Source organism: Haloarcula hispanica ATCC 33960 (assembly GCF_000223905.1).
In the GTDB taxonomy this organism is placed as follows: Archaea; Halobacteriota; Halobacteria; order Halobacteriales; family Haloarculaceae; genus Haloarcula; species Haloarcula hispanica.
The window spans coordinates 2972616-2995271 of the sequence record NC_015948.1 but is presented as its reverse complement, the minus strand read 5'-3'; the positions used below and the strand labels follow the sequence as shown (position 1 = coordinate 2995271).

Below are 22656 nucleotides of genomic sequence, written 5' to 3'. Positions count from 1 at the left end.
AGTCGAGAGAGTCCCCTTCGTTTCGTGTGGAGAGAGTTGGAGACACCGGAACAGAGGGAGCGAGGAGTGCGTCAGTACCGTCGTTAGTGAGCATCAGCGCTCTCCGGTGCGTCCAGTTGAACCACATGAACCGTACCGTGAGTCGATATTAAATATTTCGGTACACCACCCATGAAACATATATGTTGGCATATTTATGAGTGCTCCCGCATGGGTTCCGTTGTCGTAAAGAGGACTATAGCTTCAGTTTCACTGGGTTAGACGGGCATGGCACGGCAGGGGTATGAGTGGAGGGGAAGGGGAGCCATGGAGTGGTTCCGGGAGCTGGTACGCTGTGTGAACACGAGTGGTGGTACCACGGCAGGACGGGACCTGTAGGACAAAGCGACCGTAACGGGCCAACCCCCCCCACCCCTCCGTTTCCGGTGGAACGGGAAACAGGCCCGGGGGGAGGGGGTGAGGGTGACGAAAATGTCCTCTAGTAAGGGGAAAGGTTTAATACACTACCTCATAAACCAAAGCCGCACTAGATAAAACAAATCCCTAGTAGAGGGTAGTATACAGTTTTCTAGTGTCTAGGCCGTTCTAACTAGCGGTATGGCGAGTCGCGCCGATTTGAACAGCTGGTCCGCTCCCGATTTGATCGGTAATTCTCCACCCCCTCCCCAGGGATGTCTGTCGTTCCACCTGAAACAAAGGGGTGGGGGGCTAGGATGGTCCACCCCTAATCCGAATCGCTGGGTTTCGGATGACCGGACTCCACCCGAACAGTTCCCGTCCCGATTGCATCCGCGGAAACGCGCACACGCTGATCTGTGCTATGCCTCCCCATGTCAGAAAAAGGACTAATGTCTGACGTAGGCTTAAGTGAATTCGCCTATCTTTTACGGGCAGAGCCGCCATACCGGACGACTCCGGGCGGCGGGAGGATAGGATGGGATTGTTAACAAACCTCAAAGATAGCATCTCACGCGCGGCATCGACGCTGTTCTCCGAAGAGGATCCGAAGCGGATCGGTATCTACGGCCCGCCGAACGCCGGCAAGACGACGCTGGCGAACCGCATCGCACGGGACTGGACTGGCGACGCCGTCGGTCCGGAGAGTCACGTTCCACACGAGACTCGCCGTGCGCGCCGAAAGGAGAACGTCGAGATCGAACGCGACGGGAAGAAAGTGACAATCGACATCGTCGACACGCCCGGCGTGACGACGAAGGTCGATTACACCGAATTCCTCGAACACGACATGGAGAAAGACGACGCCGTCCGTCGCTCCCGCGAAGCGACCGAGGGCGTCGCCGAAGCGATGCACTGGCTCCGCGAGGACGTCGACGGTGTCATTTACGTGCTTGACTCCGCGACCGATCCGTTCACGCAGGTCAACACCATGCTCATCGGCATCATCGAGAGTCAGGACCTGCCGGTGTTGATTCTTGCAAACAAGATCGATCTGGAGGAGTCCTCCGTCCAGCGCATCCGAAACGCCTACCCCCAGCACGAGACGATTCCGCTCTCGGCGCTCGAGGGAGACAACATGGACGAAGTCTACGACAAAATCGCGGAGTACTTCGGGTGATATAATGGCAGAAGTCAAAGACCCAGACGACGGCGTCCAAATCGACCTCATCAGCGGCGAACGCATGGCCGGACTGGCCTCGATGGAGAAGATCCGAATGATTCTCGACGGGGTTCGTGACGGCAACATCGTCATTCTCGAAGAGGGACTCTCCCCCGACGAGGAGTCCCGCCTGATCGAAGTCACGATGACGGAGATCAGCCCCGACGAGTTCAACGGCATCGAAATCGAGACCTACCCCAAGTCCGAGGCCGCCGACGCCAGCATCCTCGACCGGCTGATGGGCAAACAGTCGACCCAGAAGCTGACAGTCATCGGGCCGGCGAACCAGATAGAGACGCTCCACAAGGACGAAACGCTCATCAGCGCCCTCGTCTCCCGGAAATAATGCCCCACCAGTGTACGGACTGTGGCCGTGGCTTCGACGACGGGTCGAAGGAGATGCTCTCGGGCTGTCCCAACTGCGGCGGGAACAAGTTCCAGTATCAGCCCGAGGGGGCCGACATCTCCGAGACGCCGGACGCGGAGCCACCGGAACCACCGGGACCTGACAGCACTGTCGCCCGTACCGTCGGCAAGACCGCCGCCTCGGTACGTGACTTCGTCAGTGGCTCCGCTCCGGACGGCGACCGTCCCGCCGAGCAGTCCCATCTCGACGCCGACCGGTCGGCTGACTCACAGCCGAGTGACCCATCCCACACGTCCGGCTCGCCGTCGACCGAACCCGACCGCACGTCTGCGACCGAGGATTCAGCCCAGGCTAGTGCCCGCGGCGATATCGTCGAACCGGACGAACTTCCGTCCGACGCACCGTCGGCGTCCGAAGCAGAACACCAGTTCCGCCCTGTCGGTGCGGACCCTGACCCACCGGCGGAACCAGAGCAGGAAGACCGGCCCGACCTAGAGGAACTGCGCGCGGAACTCAACGACCAGTTCGAGTCGATCAAGGTACTGGAACCCGGCCAGTACGAACTGAACCTGATGGAACTGTACGACCGCGAGGAATACATCATCGCGCTGCAGGAAGACGGGCACTACTCGATTCAGGTCCCCGAAACCATCCGTTCCGAGTGACCGACACGGTCTTATTGCCGCTTTCATATATTCGTTAGCCCGAATTACGCCGTAGAACGGCTGCACACTCCATTGAGTATCAACGCGGGCACAACCATTATATAATATGCCGTGGATGCTTCGGATAACGCCATGAGCCACCGAGAACTCTCGACATCGGATTCACACCTCGAAGAGTGGGCGTCACTCCTCGGTGCTGATCTCGACGACGACGGGCGCGACAGCGATTTGCTTGAGGACCAAGACGAACCCGCGTAACGGCCACTGTTCGTCAGGGAGCACCTCTCGCAGTTACAGCCACGTCTCTCACACCGCTGGCGAGGCGAAAAATACAGCTCGGGACGGATGCCGTCCCGAAACCCGACGGTTGCGAGCGATGCCGGGTTACGAGATCTTGTCGTACTGGTCCGAGAGCTTCTCGGCAGCGTCGGCCATCAGGTCCTGCTCGTAGTCGTCAAGATCCCACTCGACGATCTCTTCGACGCCGTTGCTCCCGAGACGGACCGGGACACCGAAGGCAGTGTCCTCGTGCCCGAACTCGCCTTCGAGCTTGACCGACGCCGGTAGCACTTCGCCGGTGTCGTGGAGGATGGCTTCGACCATGTGCGCGACGCCGCGTGCCGGCCCCCACTCGGTCGCGCCCTTGCGCTCGATGACGTCCATCGCCGATTCCTGCAGGTCGCCGAGCAGTTGCTCTTTCTCGTCGTCGCTGAACTCGGGGTCGGTGCCGTCGACGCGGACCTTCGAGAACACGGGGACCTGTGCATCGCCGTGTTCCCCGAGGATTGTCCCTTCGACGTTCTGGACCGGGGCGTCGAACTCCTCGCTCAGCACGTAGCGGAACCGCGCGGAGTCCAGGCGGCCGCCGAAGCCGATGACCTGCTCACGCGAGCGGTCGCCGGCCTCGTAGAGGTGGCGGTTGAGCAGGTCGACGGGATTGGAGGTGGTCAGCGAGACGTAGTCGTCGTTGTGCTCGTCCAGCGAGGACTGGATGTCCTCCATGATCGGCGCGTTGTCGCCGGCGAGGTCGATACGGGTCTGTCCGGGCTGGCGGGGAATCCCGGCCGTGATGACCACGACGTCCGAGCCGGCGGTGTCCTCGTAGCCGCCCTGGCGGACACGCGTGTTCGAATCGTAGGCGATGCCGTGGTTCGTGTCGGCGGCCTGCCCGACCGTGTCGTCTTCCTTGTCCGGGATGTCCACGAAAACGACTTCGTCAGCGATGTCACGGAGCGCGATGTTGTACCCTGCGGCTGCGCCGACTGTGCCGGCTGCGCCGACTACGCTTACCTTTGTCATACCATTCGGAAAGGCTCGGGCGCGAACGTTAAACGTGTCGAAACCCCGATTCCGCCGCACAGCGTTCAGCCAGTACCGACGTCTCGCACCCGTAAACTGTTTTCAGCCCCGTGACGTTGTGACTCGTATGAGTGATTTCGACAAGGAAGCCGAACGCGAGAAACTCCGCGAGAAATTCGAGCAGGAGGAGGACAACCGGGCGGCGACCGAGCAGATGAGTGAGCTCCTGTTGAAGGGCGCGACGATGACGAACGCCCACTGCAGCGAGTGTGGCGACCCCATCTTCCGCTACGACGGCCAGGAGTTCTGCCCGACCTGTCAGAAGCCAGTCGCTCGCGACGCGCAGGCCGACGGGGCGGAGACGGACGACGGCGACGAGGAGACGGCGGACAGTACGGGCGACGGGGACAACATCGAGATGGCCGCCCCCAGCGACGAGGCCCGCGTCCAGTTCGGCGACGACAGCAACGAGCCGGACCAGACTGCAGCCGAAGCCGGAGCGGCGGACGGGCAGACCACACCGGACGCTGCTCCCTCCGCACCTCAGGAACCATCCCAGTCGGACTCGTCGACGAACGCATCGCATTCTCCACCCGAAGCGGGGGGCGATAGGACCACACAACCCCGGAGCCAGCCCGATTCACCCGCCCAGAACGCCCGAACCGGCGCTCCGAACCCCGCTGACCGGACCACTGAATCCGAGCGGCAGCCCGGGAACAGTTCACAGGACCCCCCCGCTTCCGCTCGACAGCCCGCGCCATCCGAAGGTGGGGCCGGTGACGTTGCGGCAAATCTGGATGCGGCGTCTGCGCTACTGGCCGAGACTGTCCACCGCTTCGCCGAGCGCGCCGCGGCGACCGAGAACCCACGCGAGGCTCGCGAGCATCTGCAGGCAGCGAGAGAAGCGGCGGAAGCGCTGGACGCGACGCGGTTCTGAGCGGAGCTACGGGTCGTAGTCGCTGGCGATGACTTCTCGAATCCGGTCGGCGGTCACGTCGCCGATGCCAGACACCTCCAGCAGGTCGTCTTTGTCGGCGGTCATCACCGCCTCGACGCTACCGAAGGCTTCCAGCAGCGTGCGCGCGGTCACCGGCCCGACTTCGGCGATTGCGGCGACGACGTACTCCTGTTGCTCCGGGAGCGTCTTCGACTGTTTCTCGCCGTGGACGCTCACCTCGCGGTCGGCCACCTCCTGCTCCCGCCCGGCGATGACTTCCAGCAGGTCGGCGGTCTCGTCCTCGTCGCTGGTCCGCAGCACGCTCGCGCCGAAATCGACCGCGAGCGACGCGAGCGCGCCCTGGATCGCCTTGTGATGGACGTTCCGCGCGCCGAAGAGGTCTTCGCCCTCGATGACGACGACGGGCCGACCGTAGTTGCGCGTGGCGTCCCCGACCTGCTCGAACATCGACCGGTCGCCGCCGGTCAGCGTGTCCATGAAGTCAGCGACGGTCTTGCGCTCGACGACCACGCGGTCCGAGAGGACGTAGTCGCCGACGGCCAGCGTTTCGAGTCGGGTCTCGATACCGTCCCGCGTCGAGAGGTCCCGGGCGATGTTCGAGTCGAGTTCCCGCTGGTCGGCGACGATTTCGACGGGGTCGTCCTCGTCGTCGCGTCCGGCGCTGGCGACCGTTCCCTCGTCGTCCCCTGTTCCGGTATTCTCCTCGTTGGCCGTGGCCGCTTCGCTGTCGACCTCGGCTGCTTCCGACGGGTCGTCTGCGAAGGCGTCCAGTCCGGCCTGACCGTCACTGCCATCGTCATCCTCGACTGACTTGTTAGCTCCGCTACCCCTTTTGTTTCGAGTGGAATCCCCGCTCTGTGTAGCGGTTTCATCCTCGCTGGTTCCACCCGAAGCGGTCCCTTCGCCGTCCTCGTACTCGTCGAGCCCGGTCTGGTCGAGGCGGGCCTCCAGTTCGCCGGCGACGCTTTTGAGTTCGTTCAGCTCGCGTTTCATCCGCTTCTGGTCGTTGCGGGCCTTCCAGAAGTACGCCTCGTCGCGGGTGTCCTCGGCCAGCAGGACGACGACCCGGCCCTCGGCCTGTCGGCCGGTTCGGCCTTTCCGCTGGATGGCCCGAATCGCGGTCGGCACCGGTTCGTAGAACAACACCAGGTCGACTTCGGGCACGTCAAGCCCCTCCTCGGCGACGGACGTCGAGACGAGCACCTCGAACTCGCCATCCCGGAACCTGTCCAGCGTCTCCTGTTGCTGACTCTGGCTCATCCCCTCGCTGCCGTCGGTGTCGCTCTGGCCGACGAACTTCTGGGTCGTGAAGTGGTCCGAGAGGAAGTCGACGAGCGTTTCGGCGGTGTCGCGGGACTCGGTGAAGACGATGACGCGCTCGCCGTTCTCGATGCCCAGCGTCTCGGCGAGCAGCATTCGCGTCTGGCGGAACTTCGGGTGCAGGTCGTCGTAGTCGCTGGCCTTCCGCATCGCCTCCCGTACTTTCGGCTCGCTGACGAGGCGCTGGTCGGCCTTCGACGCGCCCGAGGAGCGGGCGGCCTCCTTCAGCCGCTCGAAGTACCGCCGCAGGGACTCGACGCTCTGCGTTTCGACGTACGTGACGGCAGTCCGGAGCTTGCGGACCTCCGCGAGAAAGCTCATCCCCTGGTAGCCCTCGCTCTGGTCGTTGTTCATCAGGTCCCGAAGCTGGCCCTGAATCTGCTGGATTTCGCGCTCGGAGATGTCCGCCGAAGACTTGTTCGTGACGCCGAGTTCCCGCAGCTGGTCCAGCCGGTCCTCGATGACCTCATTGATTGCGTCACGGATCTCGACGACGATATCGGGCAGTTCGATGCGGTTCCAGTCGACGCTGGTGTCGTGGGTGTACTCGGCCACGTCGGCGTCGTTTTCGGTCATCACCGCGACCTCGTTCAGCCCGAGGTTCTCGCACACTTCGAGTATTGCCTCCTCGTCGTCGCCGGGGGAGGCGCTCATCCCCGTCACCAGCGGGTTCTCGGCGTCGGCGTGGTAGCGGTCGGCGATGTAGTTGTAGGCGTAGTCGCCGGTCGCCCGGTGGCACTCGTCGAAGGTGCAGTGGGTCACGTCGGCAAGGGAGATGCGGTTGCCCACGAGGTCGTTCTCGACGACCTGCGGCGTCGCGATGACGATGCGGGCGTCCTCCCAGAGGGCGGCCCGGTCGTCGGGTCGGACCTCACCGGTGAACACGACCACATCTTCGTCATCCAGTTCCAGCGCTTCGCGGTAGAACTCGGCGTGTTGCTGGACCAGCGGCTTCGTCGGGGCCAGCATGAGTGCTTTCCCGCCGACGGCGTGCAGCCGTTCGGCGGTCACCAGTAGCGAGACGGTCGTCTTGCCCAGCCCGGTCGGGAGACAGACGAGCGTGTGGTCTCCGCTCGCCGTTTCCGCCAGTTCGGTCTGGTAGCGGCGGTTCTCCAGGAACTCCGGCGTCACCAGCGGGCGCTCGACGTGCTCGCCACCGGCGTCGGTGGTCGCCATTACCCACGCGTTCGTCCCGCCGGTGGTTAAGGGTTCAGATACCGCGGTGAAAGTGAACGGACGGCCTTAGAGGCCGAAGCCGGGCAGGTACTGGACGCCGACCCACATCGCCAGCGCCCCGAGCACCGGAATCGAGAAGTTGTCGTCGATGACGTAACCGGCGATACGCGGCTTGACGCCGTCGGCGAACGTCGCAGCGATACCGCCAAGCACTGCGGCGGCGGGGGGAACGAACGGCGCGGCGAGTAGCGTACAGACGCCGAACATCACCAGCAGGACCCAGGCCTGTTTGACGTTGCTGGCATCAGCCGAGCCCAGCAGGCCGCTGATGGGGTCGCCGATAGCGAGCATCAACATCGCCGGGACGGCGACCGTCTCGGTCATACTCGGGAGTTCGACGGCGAAGGCGACGATGGCGATCCCGACGATGTACAGCGCGTAGCCGGCGGGGTTGTCCTGCTCGTACTCCCGGGTGAGCCGGTCGTACACCACCCAGTCCAGTCCGGTGGTCAGCCGCACCGCTTCGAGAATCAGCACCACGACCAGCGCCACAGCCAGGAATCCCTGGACGACGCGCCATGTAATCAGGTCCGGCCGGAGCAGGTGTGCGAGCGGGACCGCCGCACCGGTGACGTGGACGAGCCGCCGGGATACCTCGTCGGCCATCTACAGGTCGTCGAAGGTCAGATCGCCGGTTGCGAGCCGTTCGAGCCGGTCGGCGAGCCCGTCGATGGGGAGGCGTTTCTGCTCGGTCGTGTCGCGCTCGCGCACCGTGACCTCGCTGTCTTCCAGACTCTCATAATCCACGGTGACGCAGTAGGGCGTGCCGACCTCGTCCTGCCGGCGGTAGCGCCGCCCGATGGCCCCGGAGTCGTCGTAGGTGACCGAGAGACCGGCGGCCCGGAGGTCGTCGGCGATGTCGGTCGCGAGGTCGGCCATTCCGTCCTTGTCCATCAGCGGGAAGACGCCGACCGTGGTCGGGGCCTGCTCCGGCGGGAGGTCGAGGTAGGTCCGCTCCTCGCCGTCGACCTCGTCGGTCTCGTATGCGTGTGCGAGCACGGTGTAGATGATCCGGCCCACGCCGAAGGAGGGTTCGACGACGTGTGGGCGGATGTGCTCGCCGTTCTCGGTGACCTCGTCGACGCTGAAGTTCGTCTGTTCGACGGGGACGGTGTGGGACTCGCCGTCGACCTCGACGGTGACCTCGTCGTCATCGAAGGCGTCAGGATTCCTCTCGGCCAGCGCTTCGAGTGCGTCGGCGACCGCGCCGGCGTCCCCGCCGAACTCCGGCCCGAGGTAGCTCATGTCGGGATCGACGGTCGCGCGCTCGACGGTAATCGGCTCGTCGTACTGCTTGAACACTGTGTAGTCCTCGCCGGAGTGCTCGGCGTGTTTCGAGAGGTCGTAGTCGCCCCGGTAGGCGAAGCCCGTGATCTCGATCCAGTCGCCGTCGACCTCGCTCTCGGCGTCCCAGCAGTCGGAGGCGTAGTGGGCGCGCTCGCCGGCGAGGTGCTGACGGTAGCGAAAGCGGTCCATGTCGACGCCAACGCGCTCGTACCACTCTCTGGAGACGCCCAGATAGTAGGCGACCCACTCGCTCTCGACGACGCCCTCGTCGACGGCCTCGCGGACCGTGAGTTCGCGCTGGCCGCCGTCCTCGCTCTCCTGTGCTGCGGCGGAGTACAGCGGCAGCACCACGTCCTCGACCTCGGCCAGCGGCGGATCGTCTTCCTCGGGGTCGACGAAGTGCTCCAGTTCGGCCTGGGTGAACTCCCGGACGCGGACAAGCGACTTCCGCGGGGAAATCTCGTTCCGGTAGGCCTTCCCAATTTGTGCGACGCCGAAGGGGAGCTGATTCCGGGCGTACTCGGAGAGCTGCGGGAACTCCACGAAGATGCCCTGTGCGGTCTCCGGCCGGAGATAGCCCGGCGACGACGACCCCGGACCGATGTTGGTCTCGAACATCAGGTTGAAGTTGTCGACCGGCTGGTCGGCCAGGGACGTGTGACAGGAGGGACATTCGATGCCGTGCTCGGCGATGAGGTCCATCACTTCCTCGTTGGGGAGGGATTCGGCCTCCTCGATGTCCGTGTTGTCCTCGACGAGGTGGTCGGCGCGGTGGGTCGCGCCACACTCGCCGCACTCGACGATCATGTCGTCGAAGCCGTCGAGGTGTCCCGAGGCCTCGAAGACGGGCTCGGGCATCACGTCGGGTGCTGAGATCTCTTGATGGCCTTCCTTGACGACGTAGCGGTCCCGCCAGGCGTCTTCGATGTTCGATTTCAGCGCAGCGCCCTGTGGCCCGTAGGTCCAAAAGCCCGCCGCGCCGCCGTAGGCACTCGACGAGGGGAAGTAGAAGCCGCGACGCTTGGCCAGCTCGGTGAGGCGTTCGCCTTCGCTCATAGGCCTCGCAGCAGGTCGATGTCCCGGACGATGCCGGTGAGTTCGTCGCCCGACAGCAGCGGGATCTGTTCGATGTCGTGCTCGATCATCAGTTGGGCCGCCTCCTCGGCGGTGCGGCGCTTGTTCACCGTCACGACCTCGGCGGTCATGAACTCGCGGACGGGCTCGGCAGGGAGCTCGACGTTGCGGGTGGGCATGTACCGACCGCCGACGGCTTTGATGCCCTCCCAGGCCCAGTCGTCGTCCTGATTGGCGATGGAGTCGCCGGTGTCGTCCTCGCCCTCGACGACGCGGGCGACCGCGATGATGTCGACCTCGGTGAGCATCCCCGACATGTCGCCGTCGTCGCCGAGCACGACGCCGTATGGGACGTTCGCGTGGGAAAGCTCCCGTTCGGCGACGGTCAGCGGCGTGCCTTCGTACACGCAGTTGATGTCGCGGTTGGCGAGATCACCGACGATCTTGTCGCCGTCGACGTCGCCGTTGGCGATGGACCGAATCACGTCGGTCACTGTGATGATCCCTTTGAGCTGGCCGTCGACGATGGGGAGGCGTCGCTCGCCGTCCTCGACCATCACCTGCGCGGCGGCTTCGATAGACGTGTCCTCGCTGATCGCCGGGACTTCCTCGACGAGCAGGGCTAGCTGGTCTTCGTCGGGGCTCTCGATGAGCGCATCGCGTGAAATAATCCCTCTGAACTCCTCGCCCTCGTCGGTCTCCTTGATGACCGGGACCGACGAGAAGGCCTGCTCCTGGAGGTACTCCAGTGCGTCATCACGGGTCCCAGGAATGGTGACCGTGACGACCTCCGAGCGTGGCGTCATAGCGTCTGCGACGTTCATACTGCCAGAACTTCCTTCCCGCATCTACTAAGTCCTTAACATCCGTCCGTTTTCGGCATCCGGGTAGCACGCCGGGCGGCCATCGGCTATCGCCGGCGACCGCGCAGACGCCATCTCGGAAACCCAGGGACTGCACCGCCTCGGAAACAACTACGTCTTCTGTCACATTGATGTTCCGAATCTGGGTATGAATAGAACTGCGGAGACAGACTCTAATGGTTGAGATGTAAGGCCCTATCCGTATTGGGCCACGAACCATTTCGTCCCAGTACTGACAGGGTACGAACTATTGTCAGACAGTTGGCTCTGGATCATACTCCTGCCCTCTATGGGTTTCGCTAAGTTTTTATATGGTTGTTACATATTATCATGCATGGAGTCGGATACTGTCGCTCCGGTTGAGATGGTCGCGGACGGAGACATCATGGCATCCGTCGAAGAGGGTCCAACGGATCAGTTTATCGTCGCTGACGTGACCCGAGACGACGCCTATCTCACAACCCCGCTCGCGGACGCTGCCTCGCTCCCGGCCTGGCGATAGGCCGCTGTCTGTCGGTTCGATTTTCGCTGACGGTCCCACCAAGCAGGATACCCTATCAGCGGCGCGATCGCTCCGCCCCGACTGTCCGTACGCAGTCGTTCGGACGGAGAAAACAAGCGTTATGCCGCCCCAGTAAGTTCGATTCGGTATGAAGGTACTCGTCACGGACCCTATCGCTGATGCCGGTCTCACGCGGCTCCGTGAGGCAGGCCACGATGTCGAAACAGCCTACGAGGTCGAGGGCAACGCGCTCCTCGACGCGGTGGCCGACGCGAACGCGCTCATCGTTCGCTCGGGCACCGAAGTCACCGAGGAAGTGTTTGCGGCCGCGCCCGACCTCATCATCGTCGGCCGGGCCGGCATCGGTGTGGACAACATCGACATCGACGCCGCCACGGACCACGGCGTCATCGTCGCCAACGCCCCCGAGGGCAACGTCCGCGCCGCCGCAGAACACTCCGTCGCGATGGCGTTTGCCACGGCTCGCTCCATTCCGCAGGCCCACGACCGCCTGAAAAGCGGCGAGTGGGCCAAAGGCGAGTTCCTCGGCACGGAAGTCAACAACAAGACGCTCGGCGTCGTCGGCTTCGGCCGCGTCGGCCAGCAGGTCGCCAAGCGACTCGGCAGCCTGGGCATGGACATCGTCACGTTCGACCCGTACATCAGCCAAGAGCGCGCTGACCAGTTCGGAGCGGAACTCGTCGACGAGCTCGACGACTGTCTCGCCAAGTCCGATTTCATCACCATCCACACGCCGCTGACCCCCGAGACGGAGAACATGATCGGCGAGGAAGAGCTCGCCGAACTCGAAGGCGGCTACGTCGTCAACTGTGCCCGCGGCGGCATCATCGACGAGCCGGCCCTGGCCGAAGCCGTCGAGGACGGCGTCCTGAAGGGCGCGGCGCTCGACGTCTTCGGTGAGGAACCCCTGCCCGAGGACAGCCCGCTGCTCGACGTCGAGGACATCATCGTCACGCCCCATCTGGGCGCGTCGACGGAGGCCGCTCAGGAGAACGTCGCCACCTCCACGGCCGACCAGATCATCGCTGCGGCCAACGGCCAGCCCGTCGCCAACGCCCTGAACGCGCCGTCGCTGGACGAGGCGACGTTCAAGCAGGTCGGGCCGTACCTCGACCTCGCCGACACCGCCGGCCGCATCGCCGTCCAGTTGTTCGGCGGCCACATGTCCGAAGTGCAGGTCACCTACGCCGGCGACATCGCCGAGGAAGACGTGGAGTACGTCACCGCCAGTGCGCTGAAGGGTGTGTTTGCGCCCTCGGACCTGCAGGTCAACGCCGTCAACGCCCCACAGATAGCTGAAGACCGGGGCATTGACGTGACCGAGTCCAAGACCCGCTCTTCCGAGGACTACCAGAGCCTCATCACCGTCACCGTCTCCGACGGTGAGGAGTCTGTTTCCGTCTGTGGGACCCAGTTCGGCGGCGAGGAGCCCCGCATCGTCCGCATCGACGACCACCGTATCGAAGCGGTCCCCCACGGCCACATGCTGGTCGTCCGCAATCGCGACGAGCCCGGTACTATCGGGTTCATCGGGACCGTGCTGGGCGAGGCCGACATCAACATCGCCGGGATGTTCAACGGCCGCGAGACCATCGGCGGGGAGGCCCTGTCCGTCTACAACCTCGACGAACAGCCGCCACAGGACATCATCGAGCGACTCAACGGCGACAGTCGCATCATCGAGACCACCTACGTCGAACTCGGCGACGAATAACGTCAGCGGAATTTTTCGAAAGCCAGTCGCAGTTTATTTGCCGTCGATAAGGCGCTCGTACCGGTCGACGACGGCCTGGCGGTGTTCGCGCTCCTGTTCGAGCGCGGTTTCGAGTGTCGCCACCTGCGAGCGCAACAGCGCGATCTGTATCTGATAGATCGTACTGGGCGTCTGTCGGGACGATGGTGACGGGGAGCCCGACCGGTCCCCGGAGTCGAACGGCGGCGCTGAATCGCGGGACGAGGCCATACCCGTGACAGGACCGCCACGGGCAAAAACACCCGTCGGACGACCGTCACGCGCCCGTCTGTCGACCTGATAAGTCCGGGTGACGCTGTCGCTCACATGAAGTCGGCGATGCCCGACTGCTTGTTGTGGTCGTTTTCGAACACCGACTCTATTTTCCGTTCCAGGATCTTGAGCCGCTGTTTCGTGTAGTCGCGGGCTCCGAACTCGTCGGCGACGCGGATGGCCGTGTCGATGTACTTGTTGACCGAGCCCTCGTGGACGGTGAGGTTGACGCGGCCGCCACACTCTCGGCAGTCGCCGGTCAGGGGCGCGCGGCGGAACGACTCGCCGCAGTCCAGACAGCGAGTCTCTTGCCGGGAGAACGCCCGGAGGTTCCCGATGAGGTCCGGCAGGAAGTGGTACTCGATGATGCGCTCGGCCACGTCGCTCTCGACGACGGCCCGGAGCTTCCGGGAGATCTCAAGCTGGGCGTCCATCTTGTCCTCCATCGACCCGAGCGTCTTGTACGCCGAGAGGTCCGGCCCGGCGGCGATGTTCGCCGTGTCGTGGGTGTGGCGAAACTCGGTGTACTCGCGGTCGGTCCCCAGTGTCTCCTCGGCGATTTTCATCACGTCTTCGACCTCGGTCGGGTCTTTCATCTCGCGGGTGGCTTCGTAGAACTCCCGGGGATAGCTCTCCATGATGTCCATGTTGTGGGCCTCGTCGTCGATTTCGCTGGGGTCGATGCGCGAGGACATCACCAGCGGGGCGTCCATCTGTCCGCCACGCTGGTTCGGGAGGTAGGACTTCGAGAAGTTCAGCAGGCCGTCCATCAGTAGCATTACGCAGTCCTCGTCACCGTCGCACTGGCCGACATAGGTTCCTTCGACGGCAACGCGGTGCGTGTCGGCGACCGTGAGACAGTAGACGTGGTCCACGTTGCTCTCGACGTACTCGACAGTCTCGACGGTGTCTGTCGGGGCTGCGCCGTCGGTTGCTGCCGTCGAGGCCTCGCCGCGTGCCGTCATCGTGGTCGTCTCGCCGCCATCGTAGGCAGGGAGTTCGTCGCCGGCAGTCAGGTCGCCCGCCGGGACTTCCTCAATCCCATCGGAGCCGGCACGGAGCATCGTGTGGTCGGGCGTAACCCTGAGGGTTCGGTCGCCGACGGAAATCTCGACGAGGTGGTCCGGCGCGGGGTGTTTCGAGACGGCGTCGACGGGCTGGCGACAGGGACCGTTCTCGCCCAGCGACGACACGGTGAGGTCGCCGTCTAACTCTTGAACGAGCGTCCCGAAGTCGTCCTCGTCGGGGTCATCCAGTCGGTTTTCGACCAGTTCCTCGATGGTCCCGTACTCCCAGTCGTCATTCTCGTCTTCGTACCACAGCCGCGTGTCCGGGTGGAAGCAGTTCCGGCGTTTGGCGGCGTGGAAGTACGGATGCGCGTAGCCGACGGCGGCGGAGGTGAAGCCGACCACGCGCCCGACCGTCGCCGCGCTGGTGTGGGGGGCCATCCCGAAGACGAGTTCGCCGACGAGGTCCTCGCGGTCGTCGAACTCGTAGAACCGCTCCAGCCCGTAGTACTGCTCTAAGAGGTCGTCGACGAAGCGAGCGGTCTGGAGCATGTGCTCGGCCGCGCCGTCCGAGAGGACGATGTCCTGGACCTTCAGTTCGACCAGCTGGTCATCGTGAGTCAGCGGATCGCCGTGGATGTCCTCCGTGTAGCCCAGCCCTCGGAGTCGCTCGGCGGAGACGTCCAGTTCCGAGGCTCGGACCGCCGTCACCGGCAGGTCCGTCATGTCGTAGCGCACTGTCCCGTCCTTGAACGCCGACACGTCGTGTTTCGCTCGAAGGATACCTTTCTCCATCGGCTCCGGGACCTTCTCCTCGGAGGTGAGCCCCTTGACCGCTTTCAGTTGCTCGAAGGCTGTCTCGCGCTCGCCGACGTTCTGCAGGGCATCGCGGTAGGCCTCTTGCAGGTCGAGTACCTTGTACTGGGTCGGCGAGGCGAGCGTCTCACAGCGCGTACACTCCGCGCGGCCGGACTCGTCGCGTTCGACCTCGGCCTCGCAGTCGGGACAGACGTACACCGGTTCGGTGGTGCCGCCACAGTCGGGACAGCCCGCCTGGTGGGTCTCGGTTCCGCAGTCGGGACAGCGCCGGCGGGCGATCTCCACCTCGACGTGGCCGGGCGTGTCGCTCATCCCGTCCGCGTGCTTCGTCGCCTTGGCCACGTCCCGCTGTGCGCCGCCGGCCTCGCCGATGGGGCTGAGCGTGTGGACGGCCGGCGAGAGGTCCCGCCGCTCGGATTTCTCGGGGCGACCCATCCGGTTGCCGATGCGGGTCGGGGCTCGCTCCCGGACCTGAAACGGCGCGATTTCGTTGATTACCTCGATTGCGTTCTGGCCGTCTTCGCGTTCGGCGTCCTCGGCTACCCCGATTGCGTCGAGCGACTCGCTCTCGCCGTAGGTCCTGGCGCGCTCGGAGAGGTCCGCAGGCGTCCAGTCCCGCTCTAACGAGCGGGAGAACCCGAGTGTCCGCACCAGCGGCACCCAGTCGGTGACGGTAATCCTGTCGTCGTCTTGGGTGTGCTCGACGAGGAGGTGTTCCAGCGTCCGCTGGACGGCATCGGTGCGGGGCAGGACGAGCGCGCCGTCGTCGCTGTACGTCTCGCCCGCTGTGTCGTCAGCCTCCGCCTCTGGGTCGGCGTACGCCCCGTCGGCCTGTGCGACCTTTGCGTCCTCGACGGCGTCGGCGAGCGCGCACACCTGGTCGACGCTCACGTCGTGCCAGAGGTAGGTGTATTTCGGGTGCAACGGCACGTCGTAGTCGGTCGCCCACTCGATTGCCTCCTCGGCGCTCGGGTCGGCGAGGTCGACGTGGGGCGAGTCCTGCATCGCCTGCACGTCCGCGCCCGCGGCATTGAGGTCCTGCTCCCACCACTCGACAGTGTAAGAGGCCGGCGCGAGCGGGTGGTTGTTCTCGACGAACTCCCCGTAGTTGACCAGGTACTCGCCCAGGTCGAGTATCTTCTCGACGCCGTTGCGCACTTCCAGCGCCTCCTCGGCATCGTCGATGCGGCGCACGTCCCCGTTGGCCAGGCGGACGGTGGGTCCCTCGATGGTGTCGACCGGGACGACGCCAGCGGCTTTCCCCGGCCGCTCGGTCTTGATCTGGGTCCCGGTCGCGAGGAAGTCGTCGACGAGATGCATCGTCGCCGGATGGACGCCGGCGGTCGCGAAGCCATGGTTACGTGACCGCCCGTAACGAAGCCGGAATCCGCCCGCTTTCGACGGGTGAGAGAACACTGGCCGGCCGGCAATGAGGTCCCGGAGGTATTTGTCGGCTGGCTCGACGCGGGGCGGTCCGGCCTGCTCGTCACTCTCGTCTTCGCTGTCCTCGTTCGCTCCTTCGCTCCCGTCGTCGCTGTCCGCATCGTCCGAGCCGTCCGCCTGGTCGGCTTCGTCTTTGCCGATGGTCCCGTCGATGAGGTCCTGCAGCCACGGCCAGTCGACCTCGTCCAGGTTCCGGGTGTAGCGCTGGATCTTCGGCGCTTTCAGGGCAATCCCCTCGGCCAGTACCAGACACATCCCGCCGCGCGGCGAGTTCGAGTCGACGCGTTCGAGGTCCCGATAGCCCGAGACTTCCTCGTCGCCGGTCGCTTCGCCGTCGAGCATAATCGGCATGTGCTCGGCGATGAACTTCGTCTCCTTCTCCTTGGGTGAGTACTGCAGGCCGGTGTCCTTGTCGTAGAGGTCGATTTCCTCGGCGTAGCGCCCGATCTCGTCGTCGCGGGCCTTGTACTGGTCGATGCCCAGCAGTGCGCGGGCGTAGTCGGCGACCAGCACCGACAACGCCTGCGCGGTCCCGCCAGCCGACCGAATCGGGCCGGCGTAGTAGACGTTGATGAACTCCGTCCCGTCGTCGTTTTCCAGCAGTTCGACGCGGTCGATGCCCTCGATCGGTGCGGCGACGACGCCCTCGGTCAGCAGGGCAACGGCGGTCCGGACCGCGCCCTCGACTTTCCCTTCGCGGCTGTCGTAGTCGCCGACAGTCCCCTCGACGAAGTCCTCGACCAGTTCCAGCGCGGCCTCCTCGCGGGACATCTGCCCCTCCAGCTCTCGAACCCGCTCGGCAACGCCGTCGATGCCGAGGATGTTCTCGACCCGGTCTGCCATGTCGCGCGCGGTTGGAATCTCGACCTCCGGCTTCGGGTCACCGCCGCGCTCTTTGGCCCGCTCGGCGACGTCGAAGGCGGCTTCGAGTTGTGTTTCCAGCGTTTCGAAGTACTGTTCGTCGGCCTCTCGCATCTTAGATATTCCAGAGGTCCAGGTCGGTTGGCTCGTCGTGCTCCCGCTTGAGCTCTGTATCGAATCCGCGGACGTACAGTTCGCCCGCCCAGACGGTGCCGGCGTTCAGGTGGCCGGCAATCGCTTCGCCGTCGGGCCGCGAGAGAACAGCGTGGGTGTGGGCGAACCGCTCTCCGTCCAGCTGCGAGATGTTGCCCATACAGGCGGCGACTTCCAGCGGTTCGTCGAAGGTCACCGAGTCGTACTCGGTCCGGTCCTGATCGTAGAACATGAGCTCCGCGTCTTGGACCGCCCCGAGCCCGTAGAAGAAGCCGGCGTCGATGCCCTGTTCGTCCGCGAAGGCCTCGATTTCGCCCCGCCAGTCCGCGCCGTGTGCCAGTCGGCAGACGTACTCGGACGTACTGTCGACTTCCCGGTAATCCATATACGTACTCGATGGCAGGCCGCTCCAAAAGCGTTGCTTTCGGTGCGACCGTTTATATCCGAGGCCGGGATTACCGCCGCCGTGACGTAGCCACGACCCGGCGCGCTCAGCGATTGCGCGGCACACCGCGCCGGGACCGACCCGTGCCGCCTGTTCGCCATTGTGCCGGGACAGACGACCGACCGGCGTTATCCCGGCAGCGACACCCGACTGACCGGATGGTTCCGGTCGGCGTCGTAGAACGAGAGTTCGTCGACGGTCCACCGGATCGGCTCGATGTCCCGCTCGACCAGCCGAGCGGCCGCGTCGCGGTCCCCGCCGCGGGCGACGGTTACGTGCGGGACGTACGCGTCGCCCTCCATTTCGTCGACGGGATCGAACCGCTCGCAGAGCCGCTCGTGCAGGGCGACAAGCCCCGGGCTCTCGACGGCGAGATACACCACCGGTGATGGACCGGTCACGGCCGTCTCGAACTGCTCGACGCCCGAAATCCGTGCCTCGAACGCCGACTGGCCGCGAAGCGCCTCACGTCCCTGCGCTTCCAGCCGTGCGTAGGCCGTGTGGTCGCCGCCGCCCAGTCGCTTGGCGACCAGCGTGTGCTCGCCCCGTCCCCGCCGCTGTGCGAGCGGCAGGTCGGCCGCGAGGTCGGCCGCCAGCGACGTGACTGCCGACGGGAGCGGGACGTTGATGCTGTACACAGTGGGCGCTCGTCCGCTGTGGGCAAAAAGAGCGCGGTCCTACAGCCGGTCGAGCAGCCACAGGACGATGAGGACGATCAGAATCACGCCGAGGAACGGCTGTAGTATGCCGAGCAGGCCGGTCAACAGCCCGAGCGCTGTATCGAGCACTTCGAGCCCTAGCCAGACCACAATGAGGACAAGGACAATCTTCAGCAGAGTGTCCACGTCGAGTTTGGCTCTGTCCATGCTCGATAGGATTCCCTCGCGGGGCAAACCCCTTGTGGCCATGGGGGCAGGCGATCCAGTCCAACTACCAAACTTGCCTGGGATGTAAGGCCCCTGACTATCAGTTCACACAATCGGCAATAAACGATATACCTGCTGAGGGGATAGCCGCGGTAGGATGGGCCGGAGCGCTGGAACGCTAGTAGTCGTATTCGTCGCGATAGCATTGCTTGTACCGACAGCGACCGGAGTCGGTTTCGGCAGCCTCGGCCAGCAGTCCGTCGACGCGGATGTGGTCGTGATGACTGCTGACGTGGACCCCGACGGGACCGCCGACTGGACAGTTGCCTACCGCATCCGATTAGACGACGACAACGCCACGCAGGCTTTCGAGGACCTGCAAGCGGATATCCAGACGAACCCTGCAGCGTACACGGACCGCTTCGAGAACCGGATGCAGGACACTGCCGGGGCAGCCGAAAACACGACCGGCCGCGAGATGGCCATCGAGAACGTCACCGTGAGCGCGCGCGAGGAGACGTTCGGCCAGACGTACGGCGTCATCACCTATCGGTTCCAGTGGACGAACTTCGCCGGCGTCTCCGGCGACCGCATCGAAATCGGCGACGCGCTCTCGGGGCTGTTTCTGGACAGCGAGACCTCGTTGACCGTGCGCTGGCCGGCGGACTATCAGGCTGACTCCGTCGCGCCACAGGCCGACGAACGGGAGAACGCCTCTGTCACCTGGCGCGGCCAGCAGACGTTCGGGGAAAACGAGCCGCGAGTGGTCGTCAGTCCGGGGGACGCCGCTGACGGGGAGGACGAATCGAACGGACTCCTCGTCGGCGGACTCCTCGCGCTGGTCGGTATCGCCGCCGCAGCGTATGCCCTTCGGCGGTACGGCGTGCTCGGCGGCGGTAAGCCGGCCGAACCGCCGGCGTCGATGGTCGACTCGGACGAGTCTGAAGCGGAGCCGGCCGCCGTGACGGACGCCGACGCTGGCGCACCACCGGCCGAACTCCTGAGCAACGAGGAGCAGGTCCTGCAACTGCTCGAATCCAACGGCGGGCGGCTCAAACAGCAGCAGGTGGCCGGCGAACTTGACTGGACCGACGCCAAGACGAGTCAGGTCATCGGGGGCCTGCGCGACGAAGACAAAGTCGAGACGTTCCGCATCGGCCGCGAGAACGTGGTGACGCTGCCGGACACCGACGTGACTGGTGGGGAGGGTGACGGGAGCGACGGAGCCGACAGCGGCGGCGAAACCCAGTGATAAAGGAACCGACCGTTTACTGGAATCTGCCGTCTCATATCACTGCTGTCGGGCGGTTTTAATTCGGCTTAATCGGCGCTAACCCGGCATCACTGACTCCTATTTATAGGGTGTTCGGTGGTCAAGTAACGGCTATAATGAGACGAGCCACTCCGGTATTGCTGGCAGTCGTGCTCGTGGTGAGCACGCTCGCCGCGGTGCCCGCCGCGACGATGGCACAGGAGACTGAAACGGTGACCGAACAGGCCGACGAGAACGCGACGCCCCCCGGCGCACAGCTGGCGGGCGTCGTCAGCGTGCAGGAAGCCGAACTTGACGGTGAGGTCCAGTCCCGGACGTTCGGGGTCCGCATCGCGCAGGCGAACACTGACGACGCGAAGGCGTCCGTCGTCGCCGACCAGGTGAACGACTCCGAGGCCCGGCTCGCGGAACTCCAACAGCGCAAGCAGGCGCTCGCCGAGGCCCGCGAGAACGGCTCGATGAGGGAGGGCGAGTACCGGGCGAAGGCTGCACAGCTCCACGCCGAAACGAAGAACGTCCAGCGACTGGCGAACGAAACGAACGAAACCGCCAGCCAGCTCCCCGCCGAAGCCCTGGATAGGCAGGGCGTCGACGCGGCGGCAATCAAGACCCTCTCACAGCGCGCGAGCGAACTGAGTGGTCCGGACGTCGCCGCTATCGCACAGGGTATCGCCGGGCCGAACGTCGGACAGCAGGCTCGACCTGACGCTGCCGGCGACCGTGGCGGCGATGCGGTGAACCGCTCCGAGGCAGACGACCGTCCCGGGGTCGAGCGGGAACGAACTCAGGCAGGTGAACGGACAGACGATATCGATGCCACGCCGGCCAACGAGACGGCCACCGATGGCGGTGAAACTGAGCCGCCGACCGACGTCGGGTCCGACACTGTCGACGCTGGCCAATAGCACAAAAGAAGTCGAAGATACTGTTTAACCTCGTCACACAGCGGTCTGCGTGTCGCTACTGGCCGCTACGGGCGACGCGATGGCTACTGTGTCCATGTGTCTGGGGACCATACACACGCCACTGCTAACACGGAAACTATTAGTACTCGAATCACACAGCAGGTAGTACATGACGCGGACCTCTCGCTCCACGATGCTCGCTGCGGACAGCGAGGGGTCCCTCCGTTTCTCCCCACGACGACGACCGGGCCGTTTCTAGGCCCACTACTACTCACTCTTCATTCGACAGGTTCGTTTCGTCGCTAGACGCCATCGTCGTCGGTTCGATGGGATACTCGATCTGTTGTTCGATCGAGAAACCGACAGGCACACCACGGAACCAATTCAGAACACATCCATGCCAGAAGGAAACGGAACCGTCGCGCTCGCCTTCTCGGGCGGGCTCGACACGACAGTCTGCGTATCGCTGCTGAAAGAAGAGTACGGCTACGACGAGGTCATCGGCGTCACCGTTGACGTCGGCCAGCCCGACTACGAGTTCGAGGAGGCCGAGGAGACCGCCGAAGCGCTGGGTGTCGAACAATACGTCGTCGACGCCACCGAGGAGTTCGCTGACCTCTGTATGGAAGCCGTCAAGGCTAACGCCGACTATCAGGGCTACCCGCTCGGAACCGCCCTCGCGCGCCCGGTCATCGCCAAAGCCATTCTCTCAGTCGCCGAAGAGGAGGGCTGCTCGGCCGTCGCCCACGGCTGTACCGGCAAGGGCAACGACCAACTCCGCTTCGAGGCCGTCTGGCGCGACTCCGACCTCGATGTCATCGCACCGGTCCGTGAACTCGGACTGACCCGCGAATGGGAAAACGAGTACGCCGCCGAGAAGGGCCTGCCCGTCGAAGGTGGCGACGGCGGCCGCTACTCCATCGACACGAACCTCTGGAGTCGCTCCATCGAAGGCTCCGAACTCGAAGACCCGAGTACAATCCCGTCCGACGACATCTACAAGTGGACCGACAACCCCTCCGACAAGGACGCCGAACTAGTCGAGGTCGCGTTCGAGGAGGGCGTTCCCGTTGCCGTTGACGGCGAGGAACTTGACGGGGTCAAACTCATCGAGCAACTCAACGAGCAGGCGGGTGCCCACGGTATCGGTCGCACGGACATGATGGAGGACCGCATGCTCGGGCTGAAAGTCCGCGAGAACTACGAGCACCCCGCCGCGACGGTGCTGCTGACGGCCCACGAGGCGCTCGAAGGACTCGTCCTCACGCAGGAGGAGCGCCAGTTCAAGGCCCAGGTCGATCAGGAGTGGTCCCAGAAGGCCTACCAGGGCCTCGTCGACGCGCCGCTGACGGGGGCGCTCGAAGCGTTCATCGACGACACCAACGAGCGCGTCACCGGTACCGTCACGGTCAAACTCGAAGGCGGTCACTGCCGCCCGGTCTCCCGCGAGTCCGACTACGCCGTCTACAGCGAGTCGGCGGCCTCGTTCAACGAGGAGGACGTCTCCGGCGGGATCACCCAGCAAGACGCCACCGGCGTTGCGAAGTACCACGGCTTCCAGTCCCGCCTCGCGAACAAGATCCTCGACGACGCGAAGAAGGGCGCTGCCGTAACGGACGGCAGCGGCGACCAATCTGACGCCGCGACTGAGGACACGGAGGAGTAAGCG

The 22656-nt window shown here is 64.6% G+C and carries 20 protein-coding genes; 10 read left to right on the top strand and 10 right to left on the bottom strand.

The annotated features are described in order from the left end of the window. The first annotated feature begins 934 nt into the window (after positions 1-934). The 4 genes from HAH_RS15115 (at position 935) to HAH_RS20350 (ending at position 2908) form a co-directional block, all read left to right on the top strand. Positions 935-1576, top strand: a complete 642-nt coding sequence (locus HAH_RS15115; protein WP_004590329.1) for an Era-like GTP-binding protein — start codon at positions 935-937, stop codon at positions 1574-1576. Positions 1577-1580: 4 nt separating this feature from the next. Then, positions 1581-1964: a DUF2073 domain-containing protein gene (locus HAH_RS15110; protein WP_004517591.1), complete on the top strand. Its 384-nt coding sequence runs from the start codon at positions 1581-1583 to the stop codon at positions 1962-1964. Further along, entirely contained in the window at positions 1964-2650 is a 687-nt protein-coding gene (locus HAH_RS15105; RefSeq protein WP_014041707.1) for an OapC/ArvC family zinc-ribbon domain-containing protein, read from the top strand. Before HAH_RS15110 ends, HAH_RS15105 begins: the two co-directional genes overlap by 1 nt. A gap of 132 nt (positions 2651-2782) precedes the next feature. Next, the gene (locus tag HAH_RS20350) at positions 2783-2908 is read left to right on the top strand and encodes a hypothetical protein (protein WP_014041706.1); all 126 of its coding nucleotides are present in this window, start codon (positions 2783-2785) and stop codon (positions 2906-2908) included. A gap of 126 nt (positions 2909-3034) precedes the next feature. On the opposite strand, the gene mdh is transcribed toward HAH_RS20350, so the two are convergent. Continuing rightward, positions 3035-3949, bottom strand: coding sequence for a malate dehydrogenase (mdh, locus tag HAH_RS15100; RefSeq protein WP_014041705.1), 915 nt, complete (start codon positions 3947-3949; stop codon positions 3035-3037). 127 nt (positions 3950-4076) lie between these two features. On the opposite strand from mdh, the gene HAH_RS15095 reads away from it, so the two are divergent. Next, positions 4077-4886, top strand: a complete 810-nt coding sequence (locus tag HAH_RS15095) for an Sjogren's syndrome/scleroderma autoantigen 1 family protein (RefSeq protein WP_014041704.1) — start codon at positions 4077-4079, stop codon at positions 4884-4886. Between the two features lie 6 nt (positions 4887-4892). Here the strand turns inward: HAH_RS15095 and HAH_RS15090 are convergent, their stop codons facing one another. The 4 genes from HAH_RS15090 to HAH_RS15075 form a co-directional block, all read right to left on the bottom strand. Further along, a complete protein-coding gene (locus HAH_RS15090) occupies positions 4893-7403 on the bottom strand; it encodes a DEAD/DEAH box helicase (protein WP_014041703.1) in 2511 nt (836 codons plus the stop codon). 66 nt (positions 7404-7469) lie between these two features. Continuing rightward, entirely contained in the window at positions 7470-8069 is a 600-nt protein-coding gene (locus HAH_RS15085; protein WP_014041702.1) for a diacylglycerol/polyprenol kinase family protein, read from the bottom strand. Then, a complete protein-coding gene (glyS, locus tag HAH_RS15080; RefSeq protein WP_014041701.1) occupies positions 8070-9806 on the bottom strand; it encodes a glycine--tRNA ligase in 1737 nt (578 codons plus the stop codon). It lies immediately after the preceding gene. Continuing rightward, complete coding sequence (locus tag HAH_RS15075; RefSeq protein ID WP_014041700.1) at positions 9803-10648, bottom strand: CBS domain-containing protein; 846 nt, start codon at positions 10646-10648, stop codon at positions 9803-9805. Before HAH_RS15075 ends, glyS begins: the two co-directional genes overlap by 4 nt. Before the next feature lie 373 nt (positions 10649-11021). On the opposite strand from HAH_RS15075, the gene HAH_RS20025 reads away from it, so the two are divergent. Then, positions 11022-11189 carry a DUF7556 family protein gene (locus tag HAH_RS20025; protein WP_014041699.1) on the top strand — a complete coding sequence of 56 codons (168 nt, stop codon included), beginning with the start codon at positions 11022-11024 and terminating at the stop codon, positions 11187-11189. A 148-nt stretch (positions 11190-11337) separates the two neighbouring features. Beyond that, positions 11338-12924, top strand: coding sequence for a phosphoglycerate dehydrogenase (gene serA, locus HAH_RS15070; protein WP_014041698.1), 1587 nt, complete (start codon positions 11338-11340; stop codon positions 12922-12924). Positions 12925-12957: 33 nt separating this feature from the next. Here the strand turns inward: serA and HAH_RS15065 are convergent, their stop codons facing one another. From HAH_RS15065 to HAH_RS15045, 5 genes are all read right to left on the bottom strand, one after another. Beyond that, complete coding sequence (locus HAH_RS15065) at positions 12958-13173, bottom strand: hypothetical protein (RefSeq protein ID WP_014041697.1); 216 nt, start codon at positions 13171-13173, stop codon at positions 12958-12960. A 92-nt stretch (positions 13174-13265) separates the two neighbouring features. Continuing rightward, positions 13266-17459, bottom strand: coding sequence for a DNA-directed DNA polymerase II large subunit (locus HAH_RS15060; protein ID WP_014041696.1), 4194 nt, complete (start codon positions 17457-17459; stop codon positions 13266-13268). A gap of 1 nt (position 17460) precedes the next feature. After that, positions 17461-17883, bottom strand: coding sequence for a PPC domain-containing DNA-binding protein (locus HAH_RS15055; RefSeq protein ID WP_014041695.1), 423 nt, complete (start codon positions 17881-17883; stop codon positions 17461-17463). 188 nt (positions 17884-18071) lie between these two features. After that, complete coding sequence (locus tag HAH_RS15050) at positions 18072-18581, bottom strand: 2'-5' RNA ligase family protein (RefSeq protein WP_014041694.1); 510 nt, start codon at positions 18579-18581, stop codon at positions 18072-18074. A 39-nt stretch (positions 18582-18620) separates the two neighbouring features. After that, on the bottom strand, positions 18621-18809 hold the full coding sequence (locus HAH_RS15045) for a DUF7554 family protein (RefSeq protein ID WP_014041693.1): 189 nt from the start codon (positions 18807-18809) through the stop codon (positions 18621-18623). 157 nt (positions 18810-18966) lie between these two features. On the opposite strand from HAH_RS15045, the gene HAH_RS15040 reads away from it, so the two are divergent. The 3 genes from HAH_RS15040 to HAH_RS15030 all read left to right on the top strand — a co-directional run bounded on the left by HAH_RS15040 (position 18967) and on the right by HAH_RS15030 (position 22653). Beyond that, on the top strand, positions 18967-20061 hold the full coding sequence (locus HAH_RS15040; protein ID WP_014041692.1) for a helix-turn-helix transcriptional regulator: 1095 nt from the start codon (positions 18967-18969) through the stop codon (positions 20059-20061). Positions 20062-20198: 137 nt separating this feature from the next. Beyond that, positions 20199-20987, top strand: coding sequence for a hypothetical protein (locus HAH_RS15035; RefSeq protein WP_014041691.1), 789 nt, complete (start codon positions 20199-20201; stop codon positions 20985-20987). Positions 20988-21384: 397 nt separating this feature from the next. Continuing rightward, the gene (locus HAH_RS15030) at positions 21385-22653 is read left to right on the top strand and encodes an argininosuccinate synthase (protein ID WP_014041690.1); all 1269 of its coding nucleotides are present in this window, start codon (positions 21385-21387) and stop codon (positions 22651-22653) included. Positions 22654-22656 lie beyond the last annotated feature (3 nt).

What these genes read in the sequence shown, in the direction of transcription:
- HAH_RS15060 (WP_014041696.1), bottom strand. Translation starts at nt 17,459, where the DNA reads ATGCGAGAGGCCGACGAACAGTACTTCGAAACGCTGGAAACACAACTC.
- HAH_RS15075 (WP_014041700.1), bottom strand. Translation starts at nt 10,648, where the DNA reads ATGAACGTCGCAGACGCTATGACGCCACGCTCGGAGGTCGTCACGGTC.
- HAH_RS15115 (WP_004590329.1), top strand. Translation starts at nt 935, where the DNA reads ATGGGATTGTTAACAAACCTCAAAGATAGCATCTCACGCGCGGCATCG.
- HAH_RS15045 (WP_014041693.1), bottom strand. Translation starts at nt 18,809, where the DNA reads ATGGACAGAGCCAAACTCGACGTGGACACTCTGCTGAAGATTGTCCTT.
- serA (WP_014041698.1), top strand. Translation starts at nt 11,338, where the DNA reads ATGAAGGTACTCGTCACGGACCCTATCGCTGATGCCGGTCTCACGCGG.
- HAH_RS15095 (WP_014041704.1), top strand. Translation starts at nt 4,077, where the DNA reads ATGAGTGATTTCGACAAGGAAGCCGAACGCGAGAAACTCCGCGAGAAA.
- glyS (WP_014041701.1), bottom strand. Translation starts at nt 9,806, where the DNA reads ATGAGCGAAGGCGAACGCCTCACCGAGCTGGCCAAGCGTCGCGGCTTC.
- HAH_RS15035 (WP_014041691.1), top strand. Translation starts at nt 20,199, where the DNA reads ATGAGACGAGCCACTCCGGTATTGCTGGCAGTCGTGCTCGTGGTGAGC.
- HAH_RS15055 (WP_014041695.1), bottom strand. Translation starts at nt 17,883, where the DNA reads ATGGATTACCGGGAAGTCGACAGTACGTCCGAGTACGTCTGCCGACTG.
- HAH_RS15030 (WP_014041690.1), top strand. Translation starts at nt 21,385, where the DNA reads ATGCCAGAAGGAAACGGAACCGTCGCGCTCGCCTTCTCGGGCGGGCTC.
- mdh (WP_014041705.1), bottom strand. Translation starts at nt 3,949, where the DNA reads ATGACAAAGGTAAGCGTAGTCGGCGCAGCCGGCACAGTCGGCGCAGCC.
- HAH_RS15040 (WP_014041692.1), top strand. Translation starts at nt 18,967, where the DNA reads ATGGGCCGGAGCGCTGGAACGCTAGTAGTCGTATTCGTCGCGATAGCA.
- HAH_RS15085 (WP_014041702.1), bottom strand. Translation starts at nt 8,069, where the DNA reads ATGGCCGACGAGGTATCCCGGCGGCTCGTCCACGTCACCGGTGCGGCG.
- HAH_RS15090 (WP_014041703.1), bottom strand. Translation starts at nt 7,403, where the DNA reads ATGGCGACCACCGACGCCGGTGGCGAGCACGTCGAGCGCCCGCTGGTG.
- HAH_RS20025 (WP_014041699.1), top strand. Translation starts at nt 11,022, where the DNA reads ATGGAGTCGGATACTGTCGCTCCGGTTGAGATGGTCGCGGACGGAGAC.
- HAH_RS20350 (WP_014041706.1), top strand. Translation starts at nt 2,783, where the DNA reads ATGAGCCACCGAGAACTCTCGACATCGGATTCACACCTCGAAGAGTGG.
- HAH_RS15105 (WP_014041707.1), top strand. Translation starts at nt 1,964, where the DNA reads ATGCCCCACCAGTGTACGGACTGTGGCCGTGGCTTCGACGACGGGTCG.
- HAH_RS15110 (WP_004517591.1), top strand. Translation starts at nt 1,581, where the DNA reads ATGGCAGAAGTCAAAGACCCAGACGACGGCGTCCAAATCGACCTCATC.
- HAH_RS15065 (WP_014041697.1), bottom strand. Translation starts at nt 13,173, where the DNA reads ATGGCCTCGTCCCGCGATTCAGCGCCGCCGTTCGACTCCGGGGACCGG.